This window comes from Streptomyces sp. H39-C1 (assembly GCF_027158125.1).
Lineage (GTDB): Bacteria > Actinomycetota > Actinomycetes > Streptomycetales > Streptomycetaceae > Actinacidiphila > Actinacidiphila fildesensis.
Window position 1 is genome coordinate 70,691 of sequence record NZ_JAPVLS010000024.1, and the last position, 26,390, is coordinate 97,080.

Here is a 26,390-nt window from a genome sequence, read left to right on the forward strand (position 1 = left end):
GCCTCACCGGAGCTTCGGGTCGAGCGCGTCGCGCAGGCCGTTGCCGAGGAAGACGAAGCCGAGCGCGGTGGTGACGATCGACAGGCTGGGGTACACCCACAGGTAGTCCTTGACACCCATGAAGTCCTTGCCGGCGAAGATCATGTTTCCCCACTCGGCGACCTCGGGGCTCACCCCGACACCCAGGAAGGACAGTGACGCCTCCGCGACGATCGCGATACCGACGCTGCTGGCCGCGTAGACCACCACCGAGGTGACGGAATTGGGCAGGATGTGCTTCAGCACGATCCTGCGGCGGCTCGCACCCAGCGCCTTGGCGGCGTGCACGTAGTCCATCTCGCGCACCGACAGGATCTGGCTGCGCAGCAGACGGGCGAAGGTGGCCCAGGAGAAGATGCCCAGCGAGATCACGACGGGCAGTACGCCACGACCCATCAGCAGGATGATGACGATGGCGCCGACGAGCAGCGGGAAGGCGAAGAACACGTCCGCCACGCGCATGATCAGTGTGTCCCAGATGCGGCCGAAGTAGCCGGCTATCGCACCCAGGGTGATGCCGATGAAGCAGGCGAGCAGGATCGAGGCCAGGCCGACGATCATCGCGATCCGGCTGCCGTAGATGATTCTGGACAGCTGGTCGCGGCCGAGGGCATCGGTCCCCAGCCAGTGTTTGCTGCTCGGCTCCTTCAGGGTGTTCATCAGGTCCTGGTGGAGCGGGTCCGCGGGTGCGATCAGCGGGGCGAAGACTGCTACCAGCAGAAGGATGACGACGATCAGCAGGCCGAAGACGGCCAGCTTGTTGGCGAGGAAGCGGGCGCGGATCTCGCTCCAGTTGCTGATCCTCGCAACGCTCGGTTCGGCTGCGCTCGGCGCGGCCGGGGCCGGACCGGCCGCGGTGGTACCCGACCCATCCATGCCCGTGACGACCTCAGTCATGGTGTGACTCCTAATTCGGGACGACCCTGCGGGTCAGGAGAGGCGGATGCGCGGATCGAGCGCGGCGTAGAGCAGATCGACGATCAGGTTCAGCAGGATGAAGACAGCGACGCTGTACGTCACCACGCCGACGATGATCGGGTTGTTCTGCGACTGAATCGCCGTGATCAGCGCGAGTCCGATGCCGTCCCAGTTGAAGATCGTCTCGGTGATGAGGGCGCCACCGAGCAGACCGCCGAAGGAGATACCCAGGTAGGTGATCACCGGGATGACCGAGTTGCGCATGATGTGCCGGGTGAGGATGGTGCGACGCGGCAGCCCCTTGGCCACCGCCGTCTTGACGTAGTCCGCACGCAGCACTTCGAGCATGGTGCTCCGGGCGATCTGCGCGACGAGAGCGGCGTCGATGATGGCCAGCGTTACCGCCGGAAGCACCATCGAATTGAACGACCCGTCCGAAATGAGCGGGAACCAGCCCAGCTCCACAACGAAGAAGCGCTGCAGGATCATGCCGATAACGATGGAAGGTACGCCGACGGCGAGCGTGGTGAGGAAGGTCACCGAAACATCCCAGACCGAGTATCTGCGCATCGCCGCCAGTACACCGACGCTCAGGCCCAGGATGACGTCGAAGATGATCGCGGTCACCGCGAGCTTCGCCGTGTTCACCAACTTGGGCTGGAGGATCTCGTTGACCGAGCGGCCCTGGGTGTAATCCTCGCCCAGGTCACCCTTGCCGAGCTTCTCCACGTAGTGCACGTACTGGACGACCAGCGGGTCGTCGAGCCCGTAGTGCGCGCGCAGTTCCTTGACCACCGCGGGATCACGCGCCTTGTCGCCACCGATCGAGCCCACCGGGTCACCCGGGAGCACGAACAGGCAGGCGAACAGGATCATCGTCGCACCGAGCACGACGACAACCAGCTGGCCCAGCCTGCGGACCACATACCTTCCCATGACTTACCTCTCTACCTCGCTGCCGCACCGAAGCAGCCACAACGCCCGGATCGGGCGCGCCTGGACGGGGCGGTGGATCACACCGCTCCCGACGGGGGCCGGGGGCCGGGGCGACCGAGTCTCGACTCGGTCTCCCCGGCCCCCGGTTCGCGCCGCACGACGTGCGGCGGAATGTGACTACTTCAGGGTGATCTGCGCGAGGTTCGGGTCCTCGTGGAAGTCCATGGCGCCGTTGGCGAACTTCTTGGTGTTCACCAGACGGAACTGGGTGCGGTTCCACAGCGGGATCAGGGCCTGGTCGTCCATCGCGAGCTTCTCGGCCTGCTTGTAGACCTCGTTGCGGGCGGTGGTGTCCTTCGTGCTACGGGCCTTCTCGACCAGTGCGTCGAACGCCGGGCTGTTGTAGCGGGCACGGTTGTCGCCCTGGACCTTGCCGGACGCGTCCGGGTTGATGGACTTGGAGTCCAGCAGCGGGAACAGGAAGTTGTCCGGGGTCGGGTAGTCCGCACCCCACGCGAAGCGGTAGGCACCGGTGGCACCCGGCGCCTGCTGGGCCGCGAGCAGCTCCTTGAACGGCTTCGCGTCAATCTTGACGTTCAGACCGAGGACGTCCTTGACCTGCTGGGCGACGGCCTGGACCCACTCTTCGTGGCCACCACCGGTGTTGAAGCCGAAGTGCAGCTCGTCACCGGGCTTGAGACCGGCTTCGGCCGCGAGAGACTTCGCCTTCTCCTTGTCCTGCTTGATGCAGGAGACGCAGAGGTCCTTGGTGTACACATCCGCGAACGACGGCGGAAGGATCGTCGTCGACTTGGTCTGCATACCCTGGAAGACACCCGCGATGATCGCGTCACGGTCGATCGCGTAGGAGATCGCCTGACGTGCCTTGGCGGTCTTCAGCGGGCCGTTGTCCGTGATCGGGAGCAGGTAGTTCATGCCACTGGTCTCGGCCTGAATCCACTCGCCCTGCGCGGTGTACTTGGCCTTGGCCGCGGTCAGCTGCGCCGTGGGCATCCGGGCCCAGTCGAACTGACCCGACTGGAAGCCCTGGTACTCCAGCTGAGAGGCGTTCGCCGAGTTCAGGATGGAGATGTTGACCTTGTCCAGGTGCGCCTTGGCCAGACCGTAGTCGTCGTTGCGGACCAGCGTGATGGACTTGTTGTGCTCCCACTTGCCCGACATCTTGAACGGGCCGTTGCCGATGGGGGCATCGTTGTAGGCCTGGTTCTTGCCGGCGCCCGCGACCTTCGGGACCGGGGACATCGACGTGTGCGTGGTCTTGACGTCGAACTCGAAGTCCGGGGTGGCGAGCTTCACCTGGAGGGTGTTCTCGTCCGGGGCGCTCAGGCCGGAGAACGTGGTCCCCGTGCCCTTCTGCAGCGCCTCGAAGCCGTCGATCCCGCCGACGTTGGGCGTGGCCACGTCCGAAGCGGAAGCCTTCGCCGCCAGACGGGTCCAACCGCGGATGAACGCCTCGGCGTTGACAACCTCACCGTTGGTGAACTTGGTGCCGGGCTTGATCTTGAACGTCCAGGTCTTGCCGTCGTCGCTGACCGTCTTGGAGGTCGCGAGGGCGGGTATGACCTTGCCGTCTGCGGTCGGCTCGTACAGGCCGGTGAACAGGTTGTCCGTGACGAGGATGCCCTCGGACTCCTGCGCGTTGACCGGGTCGATAGAGACCGGTTCCACGAGGCCGAGGCTGAAGGTGCCCCCGCCCTTACCCGCACCTGCGGACGACTTGTCGTCCTTGTTGTCGCCGCCGCAAGCGGTCGCTGCAAGAGCAACGATGACCGCGCCAACGACCCACTTGGCGCTCTTGGCACCGCGCATGGATTGCCTCCTCAGGAGTTCACTGTTTTTACGTGAAAAGAAGGCCGACCATCCGCTGACACCCCTGACAGCGAAACCGGCCCTCTGTTGCTCGTGAGTCGGCGCTCCCCATAAGCGCTTGGACCCATTGACCCGAGCTGAACTGCGTCCCACTATCGGGCACGTTTAGGCGCGTAACCACACCCAAATGGTCTCGCTTTGATCACATCGGGTATGAACTTGGCCCACAATTAGGACATTTGGAACGTAGACAGACACCCGCGAAACGGACTGTTAACGCAACATCCGGCGAATCGCGTCCGCTATGCGGACGCAGGCCCGGCGAAATCGGTTGCGGGGAGTCCGAAAAATCCACGGCAAGTCTACGCGGGTCACCTCCCCGCGTCCCCGATACGACCGGGCCCGCCCGGCCGCCGGAGCCTGTTGAATCGGCCCATGAGCCAGGAGATCTCCGGACTGTTGCATCACGTCGAACTGTGGGTCGCCGACCTGCCCGCCGCCACCGCGAGCTGGGGCTGGCTGCTGGGCGAGCTCGGCTACACCCCGTTCCAGGACTGGCCCGCGGGGCGCAGCTGGAAACTCGGCCCCACGTACATCGTGGTCGAGCGCTCACCCGCCCTCGCCGGCGACCGGCACGAGCGGCTCCGGCCGGGCCTGAACCACCTGGCCTTCCACGTGGCCGACCGCGCCATGGCCGACGATCTCGCGGCCCGGGCGCCGGAGCACGGCTGGACCCTGATGTTCCCCGACCGGCACCCCTTCGCGGGCGGCGAGGCGCACTACGCCGCCTATCTGGAGAACGCCGAGGGGTTCGAGGTCGAGCTGGTCGCACCCATCGCCTCCTGACGGAGGGGCGGCTAATCTGACTGACCGTCAGGTTATAGCCGGCCGCGGGAAGGGATCCCCAGTGCCCCACAGTGAGTTGGAACACGCTCGGCGCCAGGAGACGGTGGAGTCGTTCTGGCGGGGGGTCGACACGCACGACTGGGGGCTGGTCGCCTCCACCCTGGCGGAGGGCTTCGTACGCGTCGGGATGCGCGGCGACGAGGACGACACCGTCCGGGGTCGGGACGCCTATGTGGCGTTCGTCTCACGGGTGACGGAGCGGATGGCCTTCCACCGGCTGGAGTCCCGCCGGACGTTCCTCAGCGCCGACGGCCGGCGGGTGCTCAACGAGGCTGTCGAGACGATCCAGCCGACGGCGGCGGACGAGCGGAACGTGATGTCGTTCGCCAACGTCATGGAACTCGGCGAGGACGGGCTCATCACCCGGCTCGACATCTACTGGAAGACCCCGGTACTGCAGCCCCCGGCCTGGATCGTCCCGGGAAGCGCGTCCGCGCGCGCTGAGAAGAGCTGAGGAGGGGGCCCGGGGAAAATCCCCGAACCCCCTCCCGGTGACGCCTCAGTGGCGCCCCTGTGACGTCTCAGCGACCGCCCGGTGTCCGTTCAGCGGCCCGGGCGGGACGCACCGGCACCGCGAGGCGCCGGGCCGTCGTCAGCGCTTGGCGCGGGAGTACGCGCGGCCGCGCTCCTTCTGGTCCAGGACGACCTTGCGGATACGCACGGTCTCCGGGGTGACCTCGATGCACTCGTCCTCGCGGCAGAACTCGAGGGACTGCTCCAGGGAGAGCCTGCGCGGCGGCACCACGTTCTCGGTGTTGTCCGCGGAGGCGGCGCGCATGTTGGTGAGCTTCTTCTCCTTGGTGATGTTCACGTCCATGTCGTCGGAACGCGAGTTCTCACCGATGATCATGCCCTCGTACACCTCGGTGGTCGCCTCGACGAAGATCACGCCGCGCTCCTGGAGGTTGATCATCGCGAACGGCGTCACGACGCCGGCGCGGTCCGCCACCAGGGAACCGTTGTTACGGGTGCGCAGGTCGCCGAACCACGGCTCGTGACCCTCGAAGATGCTGTGCGCGATACCGGTACCGCGGGTGTCCGTGAGGAACTCGGTACGGAAACCGATCAGGCCACGGGCCGGGACGATGAACTCCATGCGGACCCAGCCGGAGCCGTGGTTCGTCATGGTCTCCATGCGCCCCTTGCGGGTCGCCATCAGCTGGGTGATCGCGCCGAGGTACTCCTCGGGGGTGTCGATCGTCATGCGCTCGACCGGCTCGTGGACCTTGCCGTTGATCGTCTTGGTGACGACCTGCGGCTTGCCGACGGTCAGCTCGAAGCCCTCGCGGCGCATCTGCTCGACGAGGATCGCCAGCGCCAGCTCGCCACGGCCCTGGACCTCCCACGCGTCGGGACGCTCGGTCGGCAGCACGCGGAGCGAGACGTTACCGATGAGCTCCTTGTCCAGCCGGTCCTTCACCTGGCGGGCGGTGACCTTGTGGCCCTTGCCGCCCTTGCCGACCAGCGGCGAGGTGTTGGTACCGATGGTCATGGAGATGGCCGGCTCGTCGACCGTGATGAGCGGCAGCGCGACCGGGTTCTCCAGGTCGGCCAGCGTCTCGCCGATGGTGATGTCCGGGATACCGGCCACGGCGCAGATGTCGCCGGGGCCCGCCATCTCGGCCGGCTTGCGGGTGAGCGCCTCGGTCATCAGCAGCTCGGTGATCTTGACCTGGGTGACCGAACCGTCACGCTTCATCCACGCGACCTGCTGGCCCTTGCGAAGCTCGCCCTCCTCGACGCGGAGGAGCGCGATACGGCCGAGGAAGTTGTCGGCGTCCAGGTTGGTGACGTGTGCCTGGAGCGGCGCGCCCTCGGTGTACTCGGGCGCGGGGACCGTCGACAGGATGGTGGAGAAGAACGGCTCCAGCGAGTCGCTGTCCGAGGGGACCGTGCCGTTCTCCGGCTTGGTCAGCGAGGCGACGCCGTCACGGGCACAGGCGTAGACGATCGGGAACTCGATCTGCTCCTCGGTCGCGTCCAGGTCAAGGAAGAGGTCGTAGGTCTCGTTGATGACCTCGTCGATCCGGGAGTCCGGGCGGTCCGTCTTGTTGATGCACAGGATGACCGGCAGGTTCGCCGTCAGCGCCTTGCGCAGCACGAAGCGGGTCTGCGGCAGGGGGCCCTCGGAGGCGTCCACGAGGAGCACGACCGCGTCGACCATCGACAGGCCGCGCTCGACCTCACCACCGAAGTCGGCGTGGCCGGGGGTGTCGATGATGTTGATCGTGATGACGTCGCCGCCACCCTTGGGGTGGTACTTCACGGCCGTGTTCTTGGCCAGGATCGTGATGCCCTTCTCACGTTCCAGGTCGTTCGAGTCCATCATGCGGTCATCGAGGTGCTGGTGGGCAGCGAATGCGCCGGCCTGCTTGAGCATGGCGTCGACAAGGGTCGTCTTGCCGTGGTCGACGTGGGCGACAATGGCGACGTTACGAATATCGTGGCGCGTGGACATGCTGCGGCGCTTCTCCCGGGATCGTGGATGGCTGCGCGTTCCGTGTTGACGCACTCGCCCGCCGGGCAGGACAAGCCGCGGCCTTACCCCATGGTACGGGGCCCGCGGCGACTCGGCCGCCCGAGCGAGGTTTGAACGCCGGTATCACCGGCCCCACAGGCTCCTTCCGGAGCCGGCAGGACCGGTGTGACAACCGGAAGGACCCGTGGCAGCGGCGGTATCCGGGCGTATTCCGCCATCCGGGCGGCGGGGCGGCCCGATCCGGCAAAAGCGCTGCGCGCGGACCCCTACTTACGGAACCCGATGTCCTGGTATCGGGGGGACTCGAAGCCGAAGGCGCCGGCGTTGGCGACCGTGGGCCGCAGCGCGACGACCTCGGGGCGCTGGAAGAGCGGGACGGAGCCGGCCGCGGCCCAGATCCGGGAGTCGGCCCGTGCGGTGAGGTCGCGGGCCGCCTTCTGGTCCAGTTCCGAGCCGGCCTGGTCGAGCAGCTGGTCGATCTGGTCGGTGCCGACCCGTGAGTAGTTCTGCTCGACGGTCAGCGATCCGTCGGGGGCGGGCAGCGGCTTGGCGAAGATCGGCCGGTCGTCGGTGGCCGGGTAGGCCGTGCCGGGCCAGGAGTACAGGGCCAGGTCGAAGTTTCCGGAGGCGACGTGGTCGTGGAAGAAGCTCGTGTCGGCGACCTTGGTGATCTCGGTGCGGACCCCGATCTTCGACAGCATCGTCGCGATCCGGTTCCCCACGTCGGCCAGCACCGGCGAGGTGGAGGGGACGACGAACCGCAGGCTGAGCTGCTTGCCGGCCTTGCGCAGCGTTCCGCTGGGCTCGACCACCGTCACACCGAGGGCCGGGGCGGCCGCGTCGGGCTTGGTGGGTACCGGAGCGGCGGGCTTGGCCGGGTTGGCGGCCTTGGCCCCGGACCGGGACTGCGGTGCGGTGTGCTCCCAGCCCGCGTCGGCGAGCAGCGCCTGGACCTGGCCCGCGTCCGCGGAGCCGAGGGCCGAGCTGTGGTCCGCGTAGCCGTTCTGCGAGGCGAGGACCAGGTGGTTGCCGAGCGGCTTGGCGGGCAGGCCGAGCGGCTTCAGCACGGCGTCGGCGATGGCCTGCCGGTCGACGGCGCGGGCCACCGCGCGGCGGACCCGTTCGTCGGCCAGCGGGCCCGTGCTGCCGTTGAGGGCGAGCTGCGAGTACGCGGCCCCGGGGGCCTTGCGGACGGCAAGCTTCTTGGCGGCGGCGGCCTTGCGGACCGAGGCGAGGGCGGTCGGGTCCAGCTCCGCGACGTCGAGCTTTCCGCCGGTCAGCGCGGCGGCGCGGCCGGCGGCCGGCACGACGGTCAGCACCAGCTGGTCGAGCTTGGCGCGCTGGCCCCACCAGGCCGGGTTCCTGACCAGGGTGACGGCGCCCCCGGTACGGTTCACGTCCTTGATCCTGAACGGCCCCGCGACGGCGGTCAGCGCGGAGCGGGCGCCTTCGTTGAAGGCGTCCGGGCTGCCGGTCACGGCCTTGGGATAGAGGGGTGTGAACAGCGACCGCCAGTCGGCGTACGGGGTGGCGAAGGTGACCTTGACCTCGTGGCTGTCCGCGCCCTGGCTGACGTCGGCGATCCGGTCGTAGCCGGCGTTGCGCGCGGTCCAGTACGCGGCGTTCCGGCCGCCCAGCGCCTTCCACTGCGCGCTGAAGTCGTCGGCGCCGACGGCCCGGCCGTCGCTCCACTTCGCCTTCGGGTTGAGCTTGTACGACACGACCTGCTTCGGCTCGGTCTCGACGACGGAGGCGTCGGCCAGGAAGTCCGCGTCGCGCTGCGGGGCGCCGCGGTTGTCGAGGCGGAACATCACGGGCAGCACGGCGCCGGCGATCCGGGCCGTGTCCTCGTCGGCGTCCGCCTGATACGCGTTGAGGGTGGCCGGCACGCTGTCGACGGCCCAGCGCAGCGTTCCGCCGTCCTTGACGCCGGCGCGGGGCGCGGCGGCGATGTCGGTGCCGGAGACGGCCGGGGCCGCGGTGGTCTCGGCGGAGCAGCCGGCGAGGGCGAGCGCGGCGACGCCCACGAGGGCCGCACCGCGCAGCCCCGGACCTGCGGGCCGGGGGCGGTACCTGGGCCGGGGCTCTGCCCCGCCTACGGATGCGGGAATGACGCTGCGGGACATGGGTCAGGTACCTCCGCGGGCTCTCCGGCCGCCTTCGGTCCGGCATACGCCTTCGGGACGTGCACCAGTAATACTCAGTTGGCGGTATTTGTCGCTTATCGCACCTACTGAAAGCGACAGGTACCCGCACGGCGCCGCGACACGGCGCGAAGCGGGCCACAGGCCACCCGAACGGCGGTGGGGCGCCCGCCCGCGGCCCGCGCGGGCGTGCGGCCGGGGCGCGATCCCGGAACGGGCGCCATTTCCCCCGCACGCGCTCTTCCCAATGGCGCATGTGACGCGCGACACTCGCTTCCGCATGAGCGTCACCAACCGCACTGCGGCAGAGCTGAGGGCAAATCCATGTCCCTGCAAGACGATCTGACATCGGTTCAGCGCCGGCTGGACGACCTGGTCCGCTGCGTGGGCCGGCTGGAGCAGCACGTCGGGAACAGCCTCGACATGCGTCGTGTACGTGCCGACGCGGACCACCTCCGCGAGAGCCTGACCCTGCTGCGCGAGGCCGCACCGTCCGCCGCCCCACCGGGCCCGGTGGAGATGGTGATCGTGCCCGACACCCCGTACGACCCCGCGCTGTGGTCCGACTGCGAGGACGAAGGCCTGGGATCGCCCCACGGCCACGCGCCGTAACCGCGCCCTCCCCGCAGCCGCAGCCTCCCCATCACCGCAGCCGTCACCGGCTCCCGCCCCTTCCGCTCCCCTCCGGAGTACGCATTGGCCACCGGAACCACCTCCAGCACCGAGTCCGCCGACAGCAGTCCCGCCCGCCGCGGTGTCCACACTCAGGGGCGCGCGGCCATCCCGAACCGACATCTGCGGACCGACCGGTGGTGGGTTCCGCCCCTGGTGACCGCGCTCGGCCTGGGGGCGTTCGTCGTCTACTCGACGTGGCGCGCGTTCGCGAACGGGGACTACTACGCGGCGCCGTACGTCTCGCCATTCTACTCCCCGTGCCTGGCGTCGAACTGCACCGACATGAACGGCGGCGCCGACTGGCACCTCTTCGGGAGCTGGTGGGGCATCTCCCCGGCCCTGATCGTGCTGATCTTCCCGCTCGGCTTCCGGCTCACCTGCTACTACTACCGCAAGGCGTACTACCGCGGGTTCTGGGCCTCGCCCCCCGCCTGCGCCGTCGCCGAGCCGCACGCCACGTACACCGGTGAGACGCGGTTCCCGCTGATCCTGCAGAACATCCACCGGTACTTCTTCTACTTCGCGATCCCGGTCGCCGGGATCCTGACGTACGACGTGGTGCTGAGCTTCCGGGACGCGGACGGCAACTGGGGCCACGCGGGTCTCGGCACCCTCGTGATGCTGGTGAACATCACCCTGATCTGGGCGTACACCTTCTCCTGCCACTCCTGCCGGCACATCATCGGCGGCCGGCTCAAGCACTTCTCCAAGCACCCGGTGCGGTTCCGCCTCTGGGGCTGGGTCGGCCGGCTCAACCGGCACCACATGCTGCTCGCCTGGGTCTCGCTGATCAGCGTGGCCCTCGCGGACTTCTACGTATATCTCGTCGCCAGCGGCGCCTTCGACGACCCGCGGTTCTTCTAAACGAAGGGGATGCCAACAAGCATGACGCAAGTCGAAAGGCACACTTACGACGTGGTCGTCGTCGGCGCGGGCGGGGCAGGTCTGCGCGCCGCCATCGAGGCCCGCGAGCAGGGCATGCGCACGGCGGTCATCTGCAAATCGCTGTTCGGCAAGGCGCACACGGTGATGGCCGAGGGCGGTATCGCGGCCAGCATGGGCAACGCCAACTCCAACGACAACTGGGAAGTGCACTTCCGCGACACCATGCGCGGCGGGAAGTTCCTCAACCAGTGGCGGATGGCCGAACTGCACGCCCGCGAGGCACCCGACCGGGTGTGGGAGCTGGAGACCTGGGGCGCGCTCTTCGACCGCACCAAGGACGGCCGGATCTCGCAGCGCAACTTCGGCGGCCACGAGTACCCGCGGCTCGCGCACGTCGGCGACCGGACCGGCCTGGAGCTGATCCGCACCCTCCAGCAGAAGATCGTCTCCCTGCAGCAGGAGGACTTCGCCGAGTTCGGCGACTACGAGGCGCGGCTCAAGGTCTTCCAGGAGTGCACGGTCACCCGGGTGCTCAAGGACGGCCCGGCGGTCAGCGGGGTCTTCGGCTACATCCGCGAGTCGGGCCGGCTCTTCGTCATCGAGAGCCCGGCCGTGGTCCTCGCGACCGGCGGCATCGGCAAGTCCTTCAAGGTGACCTCCAACTCGTGGGAGTACACCGGCGACGGGCACGCGCTGGCACTGCTCGCGGGCGCGCCGCTCATCAACATGGAGTTCATCCAGTTCCACCCCACCGGGATGGTCTGGCCGCCGTCCGTCAAGGGCATCCTCGTCACCGAGTCGGTCCGCGGCGACGGCGGGGTACTGCGCAACAGCGACGGCAAACGGTTCATGTTCGACTACATCCCGGACGTGTTCAAGGAGAAGTACGCGCAGTCCGAGCAGGAGGCCGACGGCTGGTACGCCGACCCGGCCACATTCCGCCGGCCGCCGGAGCTGCTCCCCCGCGACGAGGTGGCCCGCGCCATCAACTCCGAGGTCAAGGCGGGCCGCGGCACTCCGCACGGCGGGGTCTTCCTCGACGTCTCGACCCGGCTCCCGGCCGAGGAGATCAAACGGCGGCTGCCGTCGATGCACCACCAGTTCAAGGAACTCGCCGACGTCGACATCACCGCCGAACCCATGGAGGTCGGCCCGACCTGCCACTACATGATGGGCGGCGTCGACGTGGAGCCCGACACCGCGGCGGCCCGCGGCGTGCCGGGACTGTACGCGGCGGGCGAGGTGGCCGGAGGAATGCACGGCTCGAACCGGCTGGGCGGCAATTCCCTCTCCGACCTGCTGGTCTTCGGCCGCCGGGCCGGACTGCACGCCTCGGAGTACGTGGCCGCGCTCGGCACCGGGCGGCCCGCCGTCCCCGAGGACCAGATCGACAGCGCGGCCGCCGAGGCGCTGCGCCCGTTCAGCGCTGAGGCCTCCGACCCCGACCTGCCGCAGGGGCAGGTCGCGGAGAACCCGTACACCCTCCACCAGGAACTGCAGCAGGCCATGAACGACCTGGTCGGCATCATCCGCCGGGCCCCGGAGATGGAGGAGGCGCTCAGCCGCCTCACCGATCTGCGGATGCGCTCGCGGCGGGCCGGCGTCGAGGGCCACCGGCAGTTCAACCCCGGCTGGCACCTGGCGATCGACCTGCGCAACATGCTGCTGGTCAGCGAGTGCGTGGCGCGTGCCGCGCTGGAGCGCACCGAGAGCCGCGGCGGCCACACCCGCGAGGACCATCCCGGCATGGACCGGACCTGGCGGAAGGTCAATCTCGTCTGCGAGCTGTCCGACCCCAGCGGCGGGCTCGCCGACACCGACCCGGAGCGCGGCCAGGTCACGCTCCGCCGCCGCGACATGGACCCGATGCGGGACGACCTCCTCGCCCTGTTCGAGAAGGAAGAACTGCTGAAGTATCTGACGGACGAGGAGTTGGCCCCGTGACGTACACAGCACACTTCAAGGTGTGGCGGGGCGACGCCGACGGCGGGGACCTGAACGACTACCAGGTGGAAGTGAACGAGGGCGAGGTCGTCCTCGACATCATCCACCGACTGCAGGCCACCCAGGCGTCCGACCTCGCGGTCCGCTGGAACTGCAAGGCCGGCAAGTGCGGATCGTGCAGCGCCGAGATCAACGGCAGGCCGAGCCTGCTGTGCATGACGCGGATGTCGGTCTTCACGGCCGACGAGACCGTCACCGTCACCCCGATGCGCGCGTTCCCCGTCATCCGTGACCTGGTGACGGACGTGTCCTTCAACTACGCGAAGGCGCGCGAGGTGCCGGCGTTCGTGCCGCCGGCCGGCCTCAAGCCGGGCGAGTACCGGATGCAGCAGCAGGACGTGGAACGCTCCCAGGAGTTCCGCAAGTGCATCGAGTGCTTCCTGTGCCAGGACACCTGCCACGTGGTCCGCGACCACGAGGAGAACAAGATCGCCTTCTCCGGGCCGCGCTTCCTGATGCGGATCGCCGAGCTCGACATGCATCCGCTGGACGCGGCCGCCGAGGAGGGCCTGGACCGCAAGGTGTCGGCCCAGGACGACCACGGACTCGGCTACTGCAACATCACCAAGTGCTGCACCGAGGTCTGCCCGGAACACATCAAGATCACCGACAACGCACTCATCCCGCTCAAGGAGCGGGCGGTCGACCGCAAGTACGACCCACTGGTCTGGCTGGGCAACAAGATCCTGCGGCGGCCGTAACCGCACCGTACGGCCTCCGGCACTCGGCCGGAGGCCGTACGGTCGCGAGCCGTACAAACCGCGCATACGCTCCCGAACAGAGCCATGCCGCAGGCGCGTGGCGGATCGGATGCGGCTGATGCGGCGACTCGGCGGAATCGTGGCGCTCCTCGGCGCCCTGCTGCTGCCGCTCGCCGGCGCCGCCGGTACCGCGCACGCCGACGACCCGATCACCCTGTCGCGCACCGGCCAGATCACCGACAAGGTCGGCGCGCTGGGTGACCGTAAGCAGCAGGTGGCGGACGCGCTGGAGAAGCTCTACGCCGGCCATCGGATCCAGCTCTTCGTCGCCTATGTGAACGGCTTCTCCGGGCGGGACGCCCAGGAGTGGGCCAACGCCACCGCGCAGCGCAACGGCCTCGGGCAGAACGACGTGCTGCTGGCCGTCGCGACGCACGACCGGCAGTACGCCGTCTCCGCCGACCAGAGTTCGGGGTTCACCCAGAGCCAGCTGGACGAGGTGAACCGCTCGGCGATCGAGCCCGCGCTGAAGCAGAACGACTGGGCGGGCGCCGCCATCGGCGCCGCGAACGGGTTCGGGGCGGTGCTCGGCGGACAGCCGGTCGTGGCGCCCGCGATCACGCCGGGGACCGAGGATCCGGGCGGCGGCTCGGGCGGGAACGGGTCGAGCAGCCTGTGGATCCCGGTCGCAGCGGTCGGCAGCGCCGGCGTGCTGGGCGCGCTCGTGTACTCGCGGCGCAAACGGGGCAGCCGGGGCGCGCCGCCGCAGGGCGGCGGCTGGGGCCGGGGTGGCGCCGCCGAGCGGCCGCGGGTCACGCCGCTCCCGGAGCTCGACGCCCAGGCGAAGCAGCTGCTGGTGGAGACGGACGACGCCGTGCGCACCAGCCAGGAGGAGCTCGGGTTCGCGGCGGCGCAGTTCGGTGACGAGGCGGCCCAGCCGTTCACCGAGGCGGTCTCGTACGCGCGCGGTGAGCTGACCGCCGCCTTCCGGCTGCGGCAGAAGCTCGACGACGCCTTTCCCGAGGACGAGGCGACCCGGCGGCTGATGCTCGACGAGATCCTGAGCCGCTGCACCCAGGCGAACCGCCGGCTGGACGCCGAGTCCGACGCGTTCGACCGGCTGCGGGCGCTGGAGTCCAACGCCCCGCAGGCGCTCGCGCAGGCCGAGGCGACCGCGGCGGCGCTCGACACGCATGTGACCGCCGCCGAGACCGCGATCGGCACCCTCACCCGGACGTACGCGGACGCGGCCGTCGAACCGGTCACCGGCCATCCGGCCGAGGCGCGGGACCGGCTGGTGTTCGCCGGGACCGCGATCGACGGGGCCAGGAAGGCGATCGACGCGGGCGACATGTCCCGGGCGGCGGTGTTCGTACGGGCCGCCGAAGGCGCCCTCGACCAGGCCGGGACGCTCGCCGAGTCTGTCGTACGCCGGGCGGAGGAACTGGAGCAGGCCGATGCCAGGCTCCAGGACGCGCTGACCGGGACCGACACCGACCTGGCCGATGCCAAGGGGTTGCTCAGCGGGACCGCCGACGGGGCGCCGACGGCGGATCTGCGGGGCCGGATAGCCCGCGCCGAGTCCGTGCTCGGCGACGTACGGCAGGAGCTGACGGCCGGCCGCCACGACCCGATCTCGGGGCTGCGCCGGATCGAGGAGGCGGACGCCGCTCTCGACGCGGCACTGACCGGCGCCCGCGAGGGAGCGGTGAACGAGCAGCGGGCCCGCGGTCTGCTGGGCCAGGCCCTGCTGGCGGCCCGCAGCGAGGTGGCCGCGGCCCGGGACGTCATCACCACACATCGCGGCGCGATCGGCAGCCAGGCCCGTACCCGGCTCGCCGAGGCCGAACGGCGGCTGGAGCAGGCCGAGTCGCTGGCCGCCACCGATGCGGCGGGTGCGCTCTCCGAGGCGCAGCAGGCGGACCAACTGGCGCGTCAGGCACAGCAGTTCGCCCAGCAGGATGTGAGCGGCGGCGGTTTCGGCGGCGGCGGGCGCGGCGGCGGAGGGATGAGCGGCGCCGTGCTGGGCGGGATCATCCTCGGCGGAATCCTGAACGGCGGCGGGGGCGGATTCGGCGGTGGTGGCGGTTTCGGCGGGGGCGGGGGTCCCGGGAGCTTCGGCGGAGGCGGCACCCGTGGCCGGATGGGCGGCGGCGGCCGCTTCTGACCAGCTCCTCGCTTCTCCTACCTACCTGCAAAGGAACTCCAGCCATGACGAAGCAGACGATCCTCGGCCGGGTGACCCAGCTCGCGAAGGCCAACGTCAACGCGCTCCTCGACCAGGCCGAGGACCCGCAGAAGATGCTCGACCAGCTCATCCGCGACTACAGCAACAACATCTCCGAGGCCGAGGAGGCGGTCGCCGCCACCATCGGCAATCTCCGGCTGATGGAGCAGGACCACGACGAGGACGTGGCGGCCGCCGCGGAATGGGGCGGCAAGGCCCTCGCCGCCAGCAAGAAGGCCGATGAGCTGCGGGCCGCCGGAAGCACCGCGGACGCCGACCGCTTCGACAACCTCGCGAAGGTCGCGCTGGGCCGCCAGGTCACGTCGGAGAAGGAGGCGAGGACCGCGGAGCCGGTCATCGCGAGCCAGACCGAGATCGTCGACAAGCTCAAGTCCGGTCTCGACCGGATGCGCACCAAGCTGGGTGAACTGCAGAGCAGGCGGGACTCGCTGGTGGCGCGGGCCAAGTCCGCGCAGGCGCAGAACCAGATGATGGACGCGGCCAAGAACATCAACGTGCTCGACCCGACCAGCGAGCTGGGCCGCTTCGAGGACAAGGTCCGGCGCGAGGAGGCCAAGGCCAAGGGCAAGGAGGAGCTGGCCGCGTCCTCGCTGGACGCCCAGTTCGAGAGCCTCGACACCCTCTCCGACAGCGCGGAGGTCGAGGCTCGCCTCGCCGCCCTCAAGGCCGTCAAGTAGCCCGCCCGGCGGCCCCCGTGTCCAGGGCGTGTTGCGCAAGTCCCGCCTGGCCCATGACGCCTGGCACGCGCCCTCGCCGCGTTGTCGGGCTCGTCCGAGTACGTCCAGTACGAGGACGACCCTCCGCCTTGCCAGCGCACGCACCGGACGCCGTGGGCCACGCCCTCCGGGCGAACGGCGCTCCTTTCGCAACACGCCCTAGTACATGCTCAGCAGCTCGTCCACGGTTGGTTCCCGCCCCGGTCCTCCGCCGGGGCCGCCGTCGCCCGGCAGGGCGAGCTCGAACCAGACGGTCTTCCCGCGGTGGGTGCGGCGGCTGCCCCAGCTCTCGCTGAGCAGGCTGACGAGCTGGAGGCCGCGGCCCCCCTCGTCGGTGTCGCGGGCGCGCCGCCGCCTGGGCTGCACCAGCGCGCCGTCCCAGACCTCGCAGACGAGGGTGCGGTCGCGCAGCAGCCGGAGCCGGATGTCGCCGTCGCCATGCCGCAGGGCGTTGGTGACGAGCTCGCTGACCAGTAGTTCCGTGGTGTCGACGAGCTCTTCCAGACCCCAGGAGAGCAGCCGTTCGCGGGCGTACTCGCGGGCGCGGGCGACCGAGGCGGGGTGCGGCTCCAGCGTCCAGTCCCCGACGGAGTCGGCCGGCAGACCGTGGACGCGGGCCATCAGGAGGGCGATGTCGTCCTCGCCGTGGGCGGTGTCCAGTGTCGCGAGGATGTGGTCGCAGACGTCCTCCAGGGGACGCTGCGGATCGTCGAACGCGGCGCGGAGCGCTTCGAGGCCCTCGTCCAGCGGGTGGTTGCGGGACTCGACGAGGCCGTCGGTGTAGAGCCCGAGGAGCGCGCCGTCCGGGAGCTCGACGTCGACCTCCTCGAAGGGCTCGCCGCCCACCCCGAGCGGCATCCCGGTGGGGACCTCCAGCATGAGCGCGGGCTCACCCGGCTCGACGACCACCGGCGGCAGATGCCCGGCGTTGGCGATCGTGCACCGCCGGGTGACCGCGTCGTACACGGCGTAGACGCAGGTGGCGAGGTAGACCTCGGTGAGGTCCGTGCCGCCGCGGTCCTTGCCGCGCCGGCTGCGGGTCTCCGGCGGGGCGCCGAGGCCGCGGGCCACCTCGTCGAGTGCGGTGAGCACCTCGGCCGGTTCCAGGTCGAGCAGGGCCAGCGTCCGTACGGCGGTGCGGAGTTCACCCATCGCCACGGCGGCGCGCAGCCCCCGGCCCATCACGTCGCCGACGACGAGCGCGGTGCGGTGCCCCGGCAGCTCGATGACGTCGAACCAGTCGCCGCCGACCTCGGTCTCCATGTTGCCCGGCAGATAGCGACAGGCGATGTCCAGCCCGGCCGCCTCCGGATTGCCCGGTGGCAGCAGGCTGCGCTGCAGTATCAGCGCCCGCTCGTGCTCGCGCCGGTACAGCCGCGCGTTGTCGATACAGACCGCGGCGCGCGCGGCCAGCTCCTCCGCGAGCATCCGGTCCCGCTCCGAGAACGGCTCGCTGCCCTTGGCCCGGGAGAACTGCACCAGGCCGAGGACGGTGTCACGGGCGACCATCGGGACGATCAGCGTGGACTGGACGAGCGCGCCGCCCAGGTCCGGCTCGGGGTCCACTCCGACCATCTGCGTCTGGGCGGTCCTGAGCGCGCTGGCGCAGGGCGAGTTGAACGGGTGGCGGTGGACGGATCCGACGGGCACCGAGCCGTCCTCGCCGTCACCGCCCAGGATCGCGGAGGGCGCGTTCGAGACGGCACTGGCGAACGCCACCCGGCGCACCTCGCCACTGCCGTCCGACGTGCCCCCGAGGTCCTCCTCGCCGACGAGCAGCGCCTGGTACAGGTCGACGGACGCCAGATCGCAGAAGTGCGGCACGGCGACGTCGAGCAGTTCGCGGGCGGTGGTCTCCAGGTCCAGCGAGTTGCCGATCCGCACCCCGGCCTCGTTGAGCAGGGCGAGATTGCGGCGGGCGTGCGCGGCCTCGCGCTCGGCCCGCTGCCGCCCGGTGACATCCATGGCGAGCCCGGCGACCCCTATCGGCCGCCCGCTGCCGCTGTGCAGCCGGTACAGCGAGATCGCCCAGCGGCGGCGCCCGCTCTCCCCCGGCACGGTGCCGACCAGCGGCATGTCCAGGACCGGATCCCCGCTCTCCAGCACCTGGCGCAGCGCGGCGGTGAGCCGGTCGGCCTCGACCCGGGACAGGAAGTCGTGCGGGCCGCGGCCGCGGTGCTCCTCGGCGGTGCGGCCGAAGACGGTCGCGAAACGTTCGTTGACGCGCAGCAGCCGCAGATGGGTGTCGAAGAGGACGAAGCCCATCGGGGACTGCCCGAAGACGGCCTGCGATGCTGCCAGGTCGGTCTCTATCTGCCGCAGCGACGAGACGTCGACGGCGATGCACAGCGCCCCCCGGTCGGCGGGCATCACATAGATCTCGGCGATGCCCTCGGTACCGGCGGCGTCACGGTAGGGCGCGAGACCTATCCACTCCCGGCCGTCCAGGATCTCCGCCACCCGCTCATGGCCGCGGTCCCAGGTGTCCGGCGGCGCGAACGCGGTGATGGGGTCCTTGCCGAGCGCCTGCGCGGCCGGCACCCCGAAGAACTCGGCGGCCCGGTCGCTCCACTGGTCGATCCGCCCGTCGGGGCCGATCGAGAAGGAGGCCACGCGGATGTAGTCGTAGATCGAACCCGGCGGGCTGGACTGCCAGACCGTGGCCCGGGGAGAAGTGGTCCCGCCCCGCTCATCAGACACATCGGCCCCCGCTGGCACGTCGTTCACTAGCCCGACCCCTCCAGCTCAGCACACATGGACCGGTTTGGAGCCGAGTATTCAGCATCACGACCGTCCCGCACACGGTCTTGACGATCACAGCATCATCTCGGCTCCCACTGGTTCCCGTTCGCCTCTACTCGCTACCCGGTGGGGAGTCGCTGAACCACTCTGTCAGGTGCCGGACACGGCGGGAGGCATCGCGAGCTCGAACCACACCGTCTTGCCGAGCCGCCCGTGCCGGGTGCCCCAGCGCCGTGAGGCACGCGCCACGAGTTGCAGACCGCGGCCGCCCTCGTCCTCGGTGGTGGCCTCGCGTTCCAGCGGCGGATCGGGGAGCGGGTCGGAGACCTCGACGAGCAGCGAGCCGCCGCGCACCATCCGTACGCCGATCGGACCGTGCGCGTACCGCAGGGAGTTGGTGACCAGTTCGCTGACGAGCAGCACCGTCACATCGGTCAGCGATTCGAGGTGCCAGTCGGCGAGGGTCTCGCGGACATGGCGGCGGGCCCGCCGCACGGCACTGGGCTCGGCCGGGAAGGTCCACGAGGCGGTGCTGCCCTCGGGGAGACCGCCGAGCCGGGCCATCAGCAGGGCCACGTCGTCCGGTTCCCGGCCCGGCACCATCGTCGCGAGCAGATCGTCACAGGCGTCCTCCAGCGAGGAGAGAGGTCGGGACAGCACCGTGGAGAGCCGGTCCAGACCGTCGGTGATGTCCTCGCCGCGCGCCTCGACCAGCCCGTCGGTGTAGAGCACCAGCACCGTGCCGTCCGGTACGTCCAGCTCCACGGACTCGAACTCCACACCCTCGACACCGAGCGGCGCTCCCGACGGCATCTCCAGCAGGGTCGCGCCGCACCCCGCGAAACCGCACTCCTCCCCCGGATAGACCAGCACCGGCGGCAGATGCCCGGCCTTCGCCAGGGTGCAGCGCCGGGTCGCCGGGTCGTAGACGGCGTACACGACGGTGGCCATCCAGCCCTCGTCCTGGTCCTGGGCGAGGTCGTCGCCGAGGTCGTTGACGCGGCGCAGCAACTCGTGCGGCGGCATGTCGAGTCCGGCGAGGGTCCGGACGGCGGTACGCAGCCGTCCCATGGTCGCGGCGGCGCCGAGCCCGTGCCCCATCACATCGCCGATGACGAACGCGACCCGGCCGCCGGCCAGCGGGATCACGTCGAACCAGTCGCCGCCCACCTCGGTGCCGCTGCTGCCGGGCACGTACCGGAAGGCGACCTCGACGCCCTGCGGCTGCGGAACGCTCTGCGGCAGCAGGCTGCGCTGCAGCATCAGGGCGCCCTCGCGCTCCCGGACGTACAGCCGCGCGTTGTCGAGCCCGGAGCCCGCCCGGTCGGCGAGCTCCATCGCCAGGGCCAGGTCGTCGCGGTCGAACGCCTCCCTGCTGTCCGCCCGGCTGACCACCAGCAGCCCCAGCACGACGCCGCGCGCCCGCAGCGGCAGCACCAGCAGCGAGTGGATGCCCAGCTCCATGGTGGCCCGCACCTTGGGGTCACCGGGGAACGTCGTCGCGAGCAACTGCTCGTTGTTCTCCACCAACTGCGGCCGCCCGGTGGCCAGCACCGTGCCGAAGATGGACTTGCGGGTGAACGAGACGACCGAGCCCAGCTTGATCATCCGGTCCACCTCGGGACCCTGCCGGATCGCGCCCACGCCCAGCTGCCGCATCGGCGTGCTCTCGCTGTACTGCACCGTCGGCAGCTCCCCGCCGTCGGCGACCGCCGCGTGCAGGATCACCCCCGAGTAGTCGCTGAACCTCGGCACCAGCGCCCGCGCCAGCTCCTCCGCGCCCCGGCGTACGTCCAGCAGGCCGCCGATCCGCGCACCGACGTCGTTGAGCAGCGCCAGCCGGCTGCGGGCCCGCTCGACCTTGTCGGCCGCCTCCTTCCGCTCGGTCACGTCCATCACCGTCGCGCTGATGCCCAGCACCCGGCCCGCCCGGTCCTCCAGGCGGTGGTAGGAGATGGAGCGGTGGCCGAGGCCGCGCGGGGCCAGCATCATCAGGTCGATGACGGGGCGGCCGGTGGCCAGCACCGCACGCTGCAACGTGGTCAGCTCGGCGGCCGCCCCCGGGTCGTCGACGATCTCGCTGACGGTCCGGCCGATGTGTTCCGCGGAGGACAGCCCGTTCATCCGGGCCAGCGCCTCGTTGACCCGTACGTAGCGCAGCTCCGTGTCGAAGACCGCGACGCCCAGCGGTGACGAGTCGTAGAGCGCGTCCAGCGCGGCGAGGTCGTGCTCCAGGGTGCGCAGCCGGGCCGTCTCGGCGACCGAGGCGAGGACGAACGGCCGGCCGTCCCCGTCCACCAGCAGCGAGGCGCGCGCCTCGACCTGCACGCTGTGGCCGTCGCGGTGCCGCAGCGACAGGATTCCGTCCCAGCGGCCGTTGCGCAGCAGGTCGGCCAGGATCCGCTCGGCCCTGCCCGGCTCGGGCACCGCAGCCATCCGGCGGGCACCGCCGGACGCCTCGCCCATGTCGAAGAGGCCGCCGACGCGGCGCCCGACGATGTGCTCGCCCGCCCACCCCAGCATTTCCTCTGCGAGGGGGCTCCACAGCAACACCCGGCCCGACGTGTCCAGCATGACGACGGCCACCCGCAGCGTGTCCAGCAACGTGCCCGTCGGGCTGTCCGCGACCTCGGCCGCCGGCCCCGGCTGCAGCCCGCCGCGCCTCCGCGCCCCCGCCGCCTCATCGCTGCTGCTCAAGCCGTCCACATCGTCCCTGACCGAATTGGGCCGGATCGCCCGGCTATGAAGAGGGATCAACCCCCACATACCCGATATCTCCCCCTCCGTACCGCGACGCCTCCGGCGCGGTGGGGGGAGTACGGCGGGAGGTGGGTGCGGATGCCGCCCCGACGCGAAGCGCGCCTGCGGCGCGGTAGGCGAGTACGGCCCCAGCCGGGAGGGACGCTGCGGCGCGAGGTCCGCCTGCGGTGGCGGGCGTGGGGCCCGCGGCACCGGTAGGTACGGCCGCGGCCAGGAGCCGCGGTGCGCGGTCCGCCTGGTCGCTGCCGCTCAGCCGGACCTGACCGCCCCGGCCCAGGCCCAGGCCCCGGGGCGGGGGCGCGGGCCATCGACCGGCCCGACCGCGGCTTACGCGCCCGGCGGGGCGAACGTCGGACGGTTGGGTGCTCGCGGCCGAACGGACGCCTGCGGCTACCACCGAACGGCCCACGTTTGGCCACTCGGCGGGTGAGCGAGCCCATCAGCCCGGCCGGCGCTCGAGGCCACCTGATGCGCAAGGGAGTCCGCTCAGCCCGGCCGGCGTTTGAGGCCACCCCCGCCTCGCCCGGCGTCAAGGCGCACATGGCAGCACAGGTAGCAGGGGAACCTCAGCCGGAGGCGAGGAGGTGGGCGGCGGTCCAGGCGACCGCCGGTCGGTCCTGGTCGAGCCAGTCGACCTCGTGGACACGGTCGGGCAACAGCCACCGCAGCTCGTCGTGGTCCTCCAGCGGCGCCGGCGTTCCCGACACCAGCCGCGCCGTCCACGCGTGCAGGACCAGCCCCGCGCTCAGCTGCCACTCCCCCGGGATCCGGGCGATCGGCTCGACCTCCACCCCGAGCTCCTCGCGCAGCTCGCGCACGAGGGCCTGCTCGTGGGTCTCACCCGGCTCGACCTTGCCGCCCGGCAGCTCCCAGCGGCCGGCGAGCGCGGGCGGGGCGCTGCGGCGGGCGGCGAGGAGCCGGCCCTGGTCCAGTACGGCTCCGCCCACGACCACGCGCAATGTCATGCGCGGAACCCTACGACGCCTGGCGGTCGATCCGCTCGACGAGATAGAGCTGCTTGTGGCCGCGCGCGTCCAGCATGTCGGAGACGCGTTCGGCCTCCTCACGCGTCGCGTAGCGGCCGACGCGGTAGCGGTTGCCGTTGTCGTCCTGGCGTACGACGACCCACGGGAGCTCGGTCATCGGACCGTCTCCCCGACCGGAGCCCCGTCGTCAGCCTCATCGGGCGCAGCGTCGGACGCAGCGTCGGAAACCCCGCCGGAGCCCCCGTCCGAGACCCCGTCGGGAACCCCGATGGAATCGACGTGCTCGATGTTGGCCTGGACGTCCGCGTGGCCGCTCGGGACCGCGTCGAACCACCCGTCCAGGATCTCGGAGAGCAGCGCCCCGCTGGTCAGCCGCAGGCTGAGGGCCAGCACGTTCGCGTCGTTCCATTTGCGCGCGCCACGCGCCGTGTAGGCGTCACCGCACAGGGCGGCGCGCACGCCCGCCACCTTGTTGGCGGCGATGGACACACCCGTACCCGTCCAGCAGCAGACCACGGCCTGCTCGGTACGCCCGGCCGCCACTTCCCGCGCGGCCGCCTCGGCGCACCACGCCCAGTCCTTACGATCTCCGGCCCGCAGCGCCCCGAAGGCGAGCACGGTGTGGCCGCGGGGGCGCAGCTCGTCGACGACCAGCCGCGCCACCGGTTCATCCATGTCCGAGGAAACGGCAATCCGCATATGCCCGACACTACGCCCGAGCTTCACGGCTCGGGGACGAGTTGCCAGGAAGAGGTACCGATTCGGCCAACTGTACGACTGGATCAGCTGGTTCGAACGGTGGGCAGCGGCATCAGCACCGGTCCGCCGCCGCCGTCGGCGTCCTTGCAGACATCACCGCACCCGGCGTCGAGACTGCAGCACAGCGAGCAGATCGGCCCCGACTGGACGGGACAGTCGGCGACGTCCGGCAGTTCGTACGCGGTCGCGCACACCGTGCAGGTGTGGGTGGCCGTCACATCCGCTACTTCAACCCCCGGACCATTGACCGGATTCGGCCGGGCCAGGTAGTAGCGGCCTTTGGTCGCCCAGGCCAGCAGGGGGCTGAGGGTCATGGCGAGCCCGAGGGCGATGAAGGTGCTGAACGCCTCCGCGTACTCGCCGAAGAGACCGAAGAAAGCGAGGATCGAGACCGTGGAGGCGATGGCCATCGCGCCGAAGCCGGCCGGGTTCACCGCGTGCAGATAGGCGCGCTTGAACTCGATGTACTTCGGGCTCAGCCCGAGCGGCTTGTTGATGACGAGGTCGGCGGTGACCGCCGCGATCCACGCGATGCCGACGTTGGAGTAGAAGCCCAGCAACTTGCCGAGCATGGAGAACATGTTCATCTCCATCAGCGTCAGCGCGATGCCGAGGTTCAGGAAGATGTACCAGACACGGCCCGGGTGCTTGTGGGTGATCCGGGAGAAGAAGTTCGACCAGGACAGCGACCCGCTGTAGGCATTGGTCGTGTTGATCTTGATCTGTGAGACCACGACGAAGACCGCGGCCGCGGGCAGCGCCACCGACCCCAGCCAGGGCTTGAGCGCCTCGATCTGCGGCGCGATCGGCTCCAGCGCGTGCGTCTTGCCGACGGCCGCGAGCGCGCAGAAGGCGAGGAACGCGCCGCCCAGCTGCTTGGCCGCGCCGATGATCACCCAGCCGGGCCCGGCGGCGAGCACCGCGAGGTTCCAACGGCGCTTGTTCTGCTCGGTCTTGGCGGGCATGAACCGCAGGTAGTCGGCCTGTTCGCCGATCTGCGCGATGAGCGAGAGCGCCACGCCCGTACCGAGTCCGAAGCCGAGCCAGTGGAAGCCGGAGCCCGCCCCCTCGGTGCCGCCGAAGGACCCGAACGCGCCCCAGGAGTCGGGCGACTGGAAGGCCAGGACGAGGAACGGCAGCACCAGGCCGATCAGCCAGACCGGCTGTGTCCACGCCTGGAGCCTGGCGAGCGCGCCCATCCCCCGGAAGACGAACGGGATGACGATGAGCGTGGTGATCAGATAGCCGACCGCCACCGGGATGTGCAGGGCCGAGTGCAGCGCCTGCGCCATGATCGAGCCTTCGAGCGCGAAGAAGATGAACGTGAAGCTCGCGTAGATCAGCGAGGTGAGGGTGGAGCCGAAGTAGCCGAAGCCCGCACCGCGCGTGACGAGGTCCATGTCCAGGCCGTAGGTGGCGCAGGCGCGGGCGATGGGGATGCCGGTGAGGAAGATGATCGCCGCGGCGCACAGGATCGAGGCGAGTCCGCTGGTGAAGCCGTAGGTGAAGACGATCGACGCGCCGATCGCGAAGTCCGCGAGATAGGCGATCCCGCCGAGGGCGGTGGACGCCACCATCGTCGGCGACCAGCGGCGGAAGGAGTGCGGCGCGTAGCGCAGCGAGTAGTCCTCACGGCTCTCGTCGGCCGCGAGCTTGGCGTAGTTCCTCTTGGGCGCGCCGAGTGCGCCAGGTGCGCCGGGCGGCTCGGGGGTGCCGGGCACTGCCGGCGCCTCGGGTACCGCCTTGTCCGTGGGTGTCGCGGTGTCCGTCATCGCCGCAAAGTAGGTTCCGGACATGACAAGTGGTGGCGGAGCTCGATTGCCCGCCGGTTAAGGCCGTCGGCCTCGCGTTACGTCCGCATGACAGGCCCGGACCCCGATGTCCGGCTATCGATCACTTCACCGGTCACTTCACCGGCAGGTGGTATGCAACGCGGTACCGCTCGGCCGGCACGATGATGTCCGCGGTCTCCACCGGACGGCCGGACGCGTAGTACGTCCGCCTGACCTCCATCACGATGTGGCCGGGCACTCCGCCGAGCGCCGCCGTCTCGTCCGCGAGACCGGGCCGCGCGCCGACCTCCTCGACCATGTTGTCGACCACGAACTCGATGCCCGCCATCCGCTCGACGACGCCCTGCCCACCGAGCGGCCCCTCCTCCGGCAGCATCACCGGGGTGCGGCCGGTGACGGCCAGCGGCTCCCATGAGGTCGCGAGCATCATCGGCTCGCCGTCGGTCCGGTAGAGGTAACGCGTACGCATGACGCGGTCCCCCGGCTCGATCCGCAGCCGCTCGGCCACCGGCTGCGTCGCCAGGTCCTGGTTGCTGCTCGACTCCCAGGTGCCCTTCACGCCCTCGTCGCCCTGCTCCTGGCGGAACGGGCTGGGCGGGCTCGCCGGGCGGTAGCCCGAGCGGATGATGCGGCGCGGTTCCGCACGCTCGCGCACATAGGTCCCCGAGCCGGAGCGTCCCTCGACGAACCCCTCGGCCATCAGCACCTTGCGGGCCTCCAGCGCGACGGTGTCGGACACCCCGTACTCGGTACGGATGCGCGCCTGGGAGGGCAGCCGGGTGTGCGGCGCGAGCGTCCCGTCGAGGATCTTCTGGCGCAGGTCGTCGGCCACACGAAGATATGCGGGCTGCTCACCGAAAGGCACGGTG

At 70.3% G+C, this 26,390-nt stretch carries 19 protein-coding genes and 1 pseudogene; 8 read left to right on the forward strand and 12 right to left on the reverse strand.

Annotation, left to right across the window (positions count from 1 at the left end):
• Nucleotides 1-3: 3 nt before the first annotated feature.
• The 3 genes from O3W51_RS18085 to O3W51_RS18095 all read right to left on the reverse strand — a co-directional run bounded on the left by O3W51_RS18085 (nt 4) and on the right by O3W51_RS18095 (nt 3,723).
• On the reverse strand, nt 4-936 hold the full coding sequence (locus O3W51_RS18085; RefSeq protein ID WP_138351036.1) for an ABC transporter permease: 933 nt from the start codon (nt 934-936) through the stop codon (nt 4-6).
• A 33-nt stretch (nt 937-969) separates the two neighbouring features.
• Nucleotides 970-1,893, reverse strand: coding sequence for an ABC transporter permease (locus tag O3W51_RS18090; protein ID WP_138351037.1), 924 nt, complete (start codon nt 1,891-1,893; stop codon nt 970-972).
• Nucleotides 1,894-2,070: 177 nt separating this feature from the next.
• On the reverse strand, nt 2,071-3,723 hold the full coding sequence (locus O3W51_RS18095) for a peptide ABC transporter substrate-binding protein (RefSeq protein ID WP_138351038.1): 1,653 nt from the start codon (nt 3,721-3,723) through the stop codon (nt 2,071-2,073).
• Nucleotides 3,724-4,158: 435 nt separating this feature from the next.
• On the opposite strand from O3W51_RS18095, the gene O3W51_RS18100 reads away from it, so the two are divergent.
• Both O3W51_RS18100 and O3W51_RS18105 read left to right on the forward strand, forming a co-directional pair.
• Nucleotides 4,159-4,569, forward strand: coding sequence for a VOC family protein (locus tag O3W51_RS18100; RefSeq protein WP_187144998.1), 411 nt, complete (start codon nt 4,159-4,161; stop codon nt 4,567-4,569).
• A 61-nt stretch (nt 4,570-4,630) separates the two neighbouring features.
• Nucleotides 4,631-5,083: a nuclear transport factor 2 family protein gene (locus O3W51_RS18105; protein ID WP_164295296.1), complete on the forward strand. Its 453-nt coding sequence runs from the start codon at nt 4,631-4,633 to the stop codon at nt 5,081-5,083.
• 138 nt (nt 5,084-5,221) lie between these two features.
• Here O3W51_RS18105 and typA read toward each other — a convergent pair whose 3' ends face one another.
• Nucleotides 5,222-7,087, reverse strand: a complete 1,866-nt coding sequence (gene typA / locus O3W51_RS18110; protein WP_138351040.1) for a translational GTPase TypA — start codon at nt 7,085-7,087, stop codon at nt 5,222-5,224.
• A gap of 287 nt (nt 7,088-7,374) precedes the next feature.
• Nucleotides 7,375-9,234: an ABC transporter family substrate-binding protein gene (locus O3W51_RS18115; protein ID WP_138351041.1), complete on the reverse strand. Its 1,860-nt coding sequence runs from the start codon at nt 9,232-9,234 to the stop codon at nt 7,375-7,377.
• A 342-nt stretch (nt 9,235-9,576) separates the two neighbouring features.
• Here O3W51_RS18115 and O3W51_RS18120 point away from each other — a divergent pair, with 342 nt between their 5' ends.
• The 6 genes from O3W51_RS18120 to O3W51_RS18145 all read left to right on the forward strand — a co-directional run bounded on the left by O3W51_RS18120 (nt 9,577) and on the right by O3W51_RS18145 (nt 16,442).
• Nucleotides 9,577-9,864, forward strand: coding sequence for a hypothetical protein (locus O3W51_RS18120; RefSeq protein WP_138351042.1), 288 nt, complete (start codon nt 9,577-9,579; stop codon nt 9,862-9,864).
• A gap of 84 nt (nt 9,865-9,948) precedes the next feature.
• Nucleotides 9,949-10,791 (forward strand): hypothetical protein, encoded by an 843-nt coding sequence (locus O3W51_RS18125; RefSeq protein ID WP_138351043.1) that lies wholly within the window; start codon nt 9,949-9,951, stop codon nt 10,789-10,791.
• Nucleotides 10,792-10,812: 21 nt separating this feature from the next.
• On the forward strand, nt 10,813-12,756 hold the full coding sequence (locus O3W51_RS18130; RefSeq protein WP_138351044.1) for a fumarate reductase/succinate dehydrogenase flavoprotein subunit: 1,944 nt from the start codon (nt 10,813-10,815) through the stop codon (nt 12,754-12,756).
• Nucleotides 12,753-13,517, forward strand: coding sequence for a succinate dehydrogenase/fumarate reductase iron-sulfur subunit (locus tag O3W51_RS18135; protein WP_138351045.1), 765 nt, complete (start codon nt 12,753-12,755; stop codon nt 13,515-13,517). The genes O3W51_RS18130 and O3W51_RS18135 overlap by 4 nt, the downstream gene beginning before the upstream one ends.
• A 118-nt stretch (nt 13,518-13,635) precedes the next feature.
• Entirely contained in the window at nt 13,636-15,684 is a 2,049-nt protein-coding gene (locus tag O3W51_RS18140) for a TPM domain-containing protein (protein WP_269286853.1), read from the forward strand.
• Between the two features lie 44 nt (nt 15,685-15,728).
• Nucleotides 15,729-16,442 (forward strand): PspA/IM30 family protein, encoded by a 714-nt coding sequence (locus O3W51_RS18145; RefSeq protein ID WP_269286794.1) that lies wholly within the window; start codon nt 15,729-15,731, stop codon nt 16,440-16,442.
• Between the two features lie 198 nt (nt 16,443-16,640).
• Here O3W51_RS18145 and O3W51_RS18150 read toward each other — a convergent pair whose 3' ends face one another.
• The 7 genes and pseudogenes from O3W51_RS18150 to O3W51_RS18180 form a co-directional block, all read right to left on the reverse strand.
• Nucleotides 16,641-19,181, reverse strand: a complete 2,541-nt coding sequence (locus O3W51_RS18150; protein WP_244809387.1) for a SpoIIE family protein phosphatase — start codon at nt 19,179-19,181, stop codon at nt 16,641-16,643.
• A gap of 192 nt (nt 19,182-19,373) precedes the next feature.
• On the reverse strand, nt 19,374-21,920 hold the full coding sequence (locus tag O3W51_RS18155) for an ATP-binding SpoIIE family protein phosphatase (protein WP_232484656.1): 2,547 nt from the start codon (nt 21,918-21,920) through the stop codon (nt 19,374-19,376).
• Between the two features lie 629 nt (nt 21,921-22,549).
• A complete protein-coding gene (locus tag O3W51_RS18160; protein WP_138351050.1) occupies nt 22,550-22,948 on the reverse strand; it encodes a (deoxy)nucleoside triphosphate pyrophosphohydrolase in 399 nt (132 codons plus the stop codon).
• 10 nt (nt 22,949-22,958) lie between these two features.
• Nucleotides 22,959-23,126 carry an SPOR domain-containing protein gene (locus O3W51_RS18165; RefSeq protein WP_138351051.1) on the reverse strand — a complete coding sequence of 56 codons (168 nt, stop codon included), beginning with the start codon at nt 23,124-23,126 and terminating at the stop codon, nt 22,959-22,961.
• Nucleotides 23,127-23,236: 110 nt separating this feature from the next.
• Nucleotides 23,237-23,668, reverse strand: a pseudogene (locus tag O3W51_RS18170) (RpiB/LacA/LacB family sugar-phosphate isomerase); the annotation flags it as partial.
• Nucleotides 23,669-23,751: 83 nt separating this feature from the next.
• Complete coding sequence (locus tag O3W51_RS18175; protein WP_232484657.1) at nt 23,752-25,500, reverse strand: purine-cytosine permease family protein; 1,749 nt, start codon at nt 25,498-25,500, stop codon at nt 23,752-23,754.
• Between the two features lie 133 nt (nt 25,501-25,633).
• Nucleotides 25,634-26,386, reverse strand: coding sequence for a GntR family transcriptional regulator (locus tag O3W51_RS18180; protein ID WP_138351053.1), 753 nt, complete (start codon nt 26,384-26,386; stop codon nt 25,634-25,636).
• Nucleotides 26,387-26,390 lie beyond the last annotated feature (4 nt).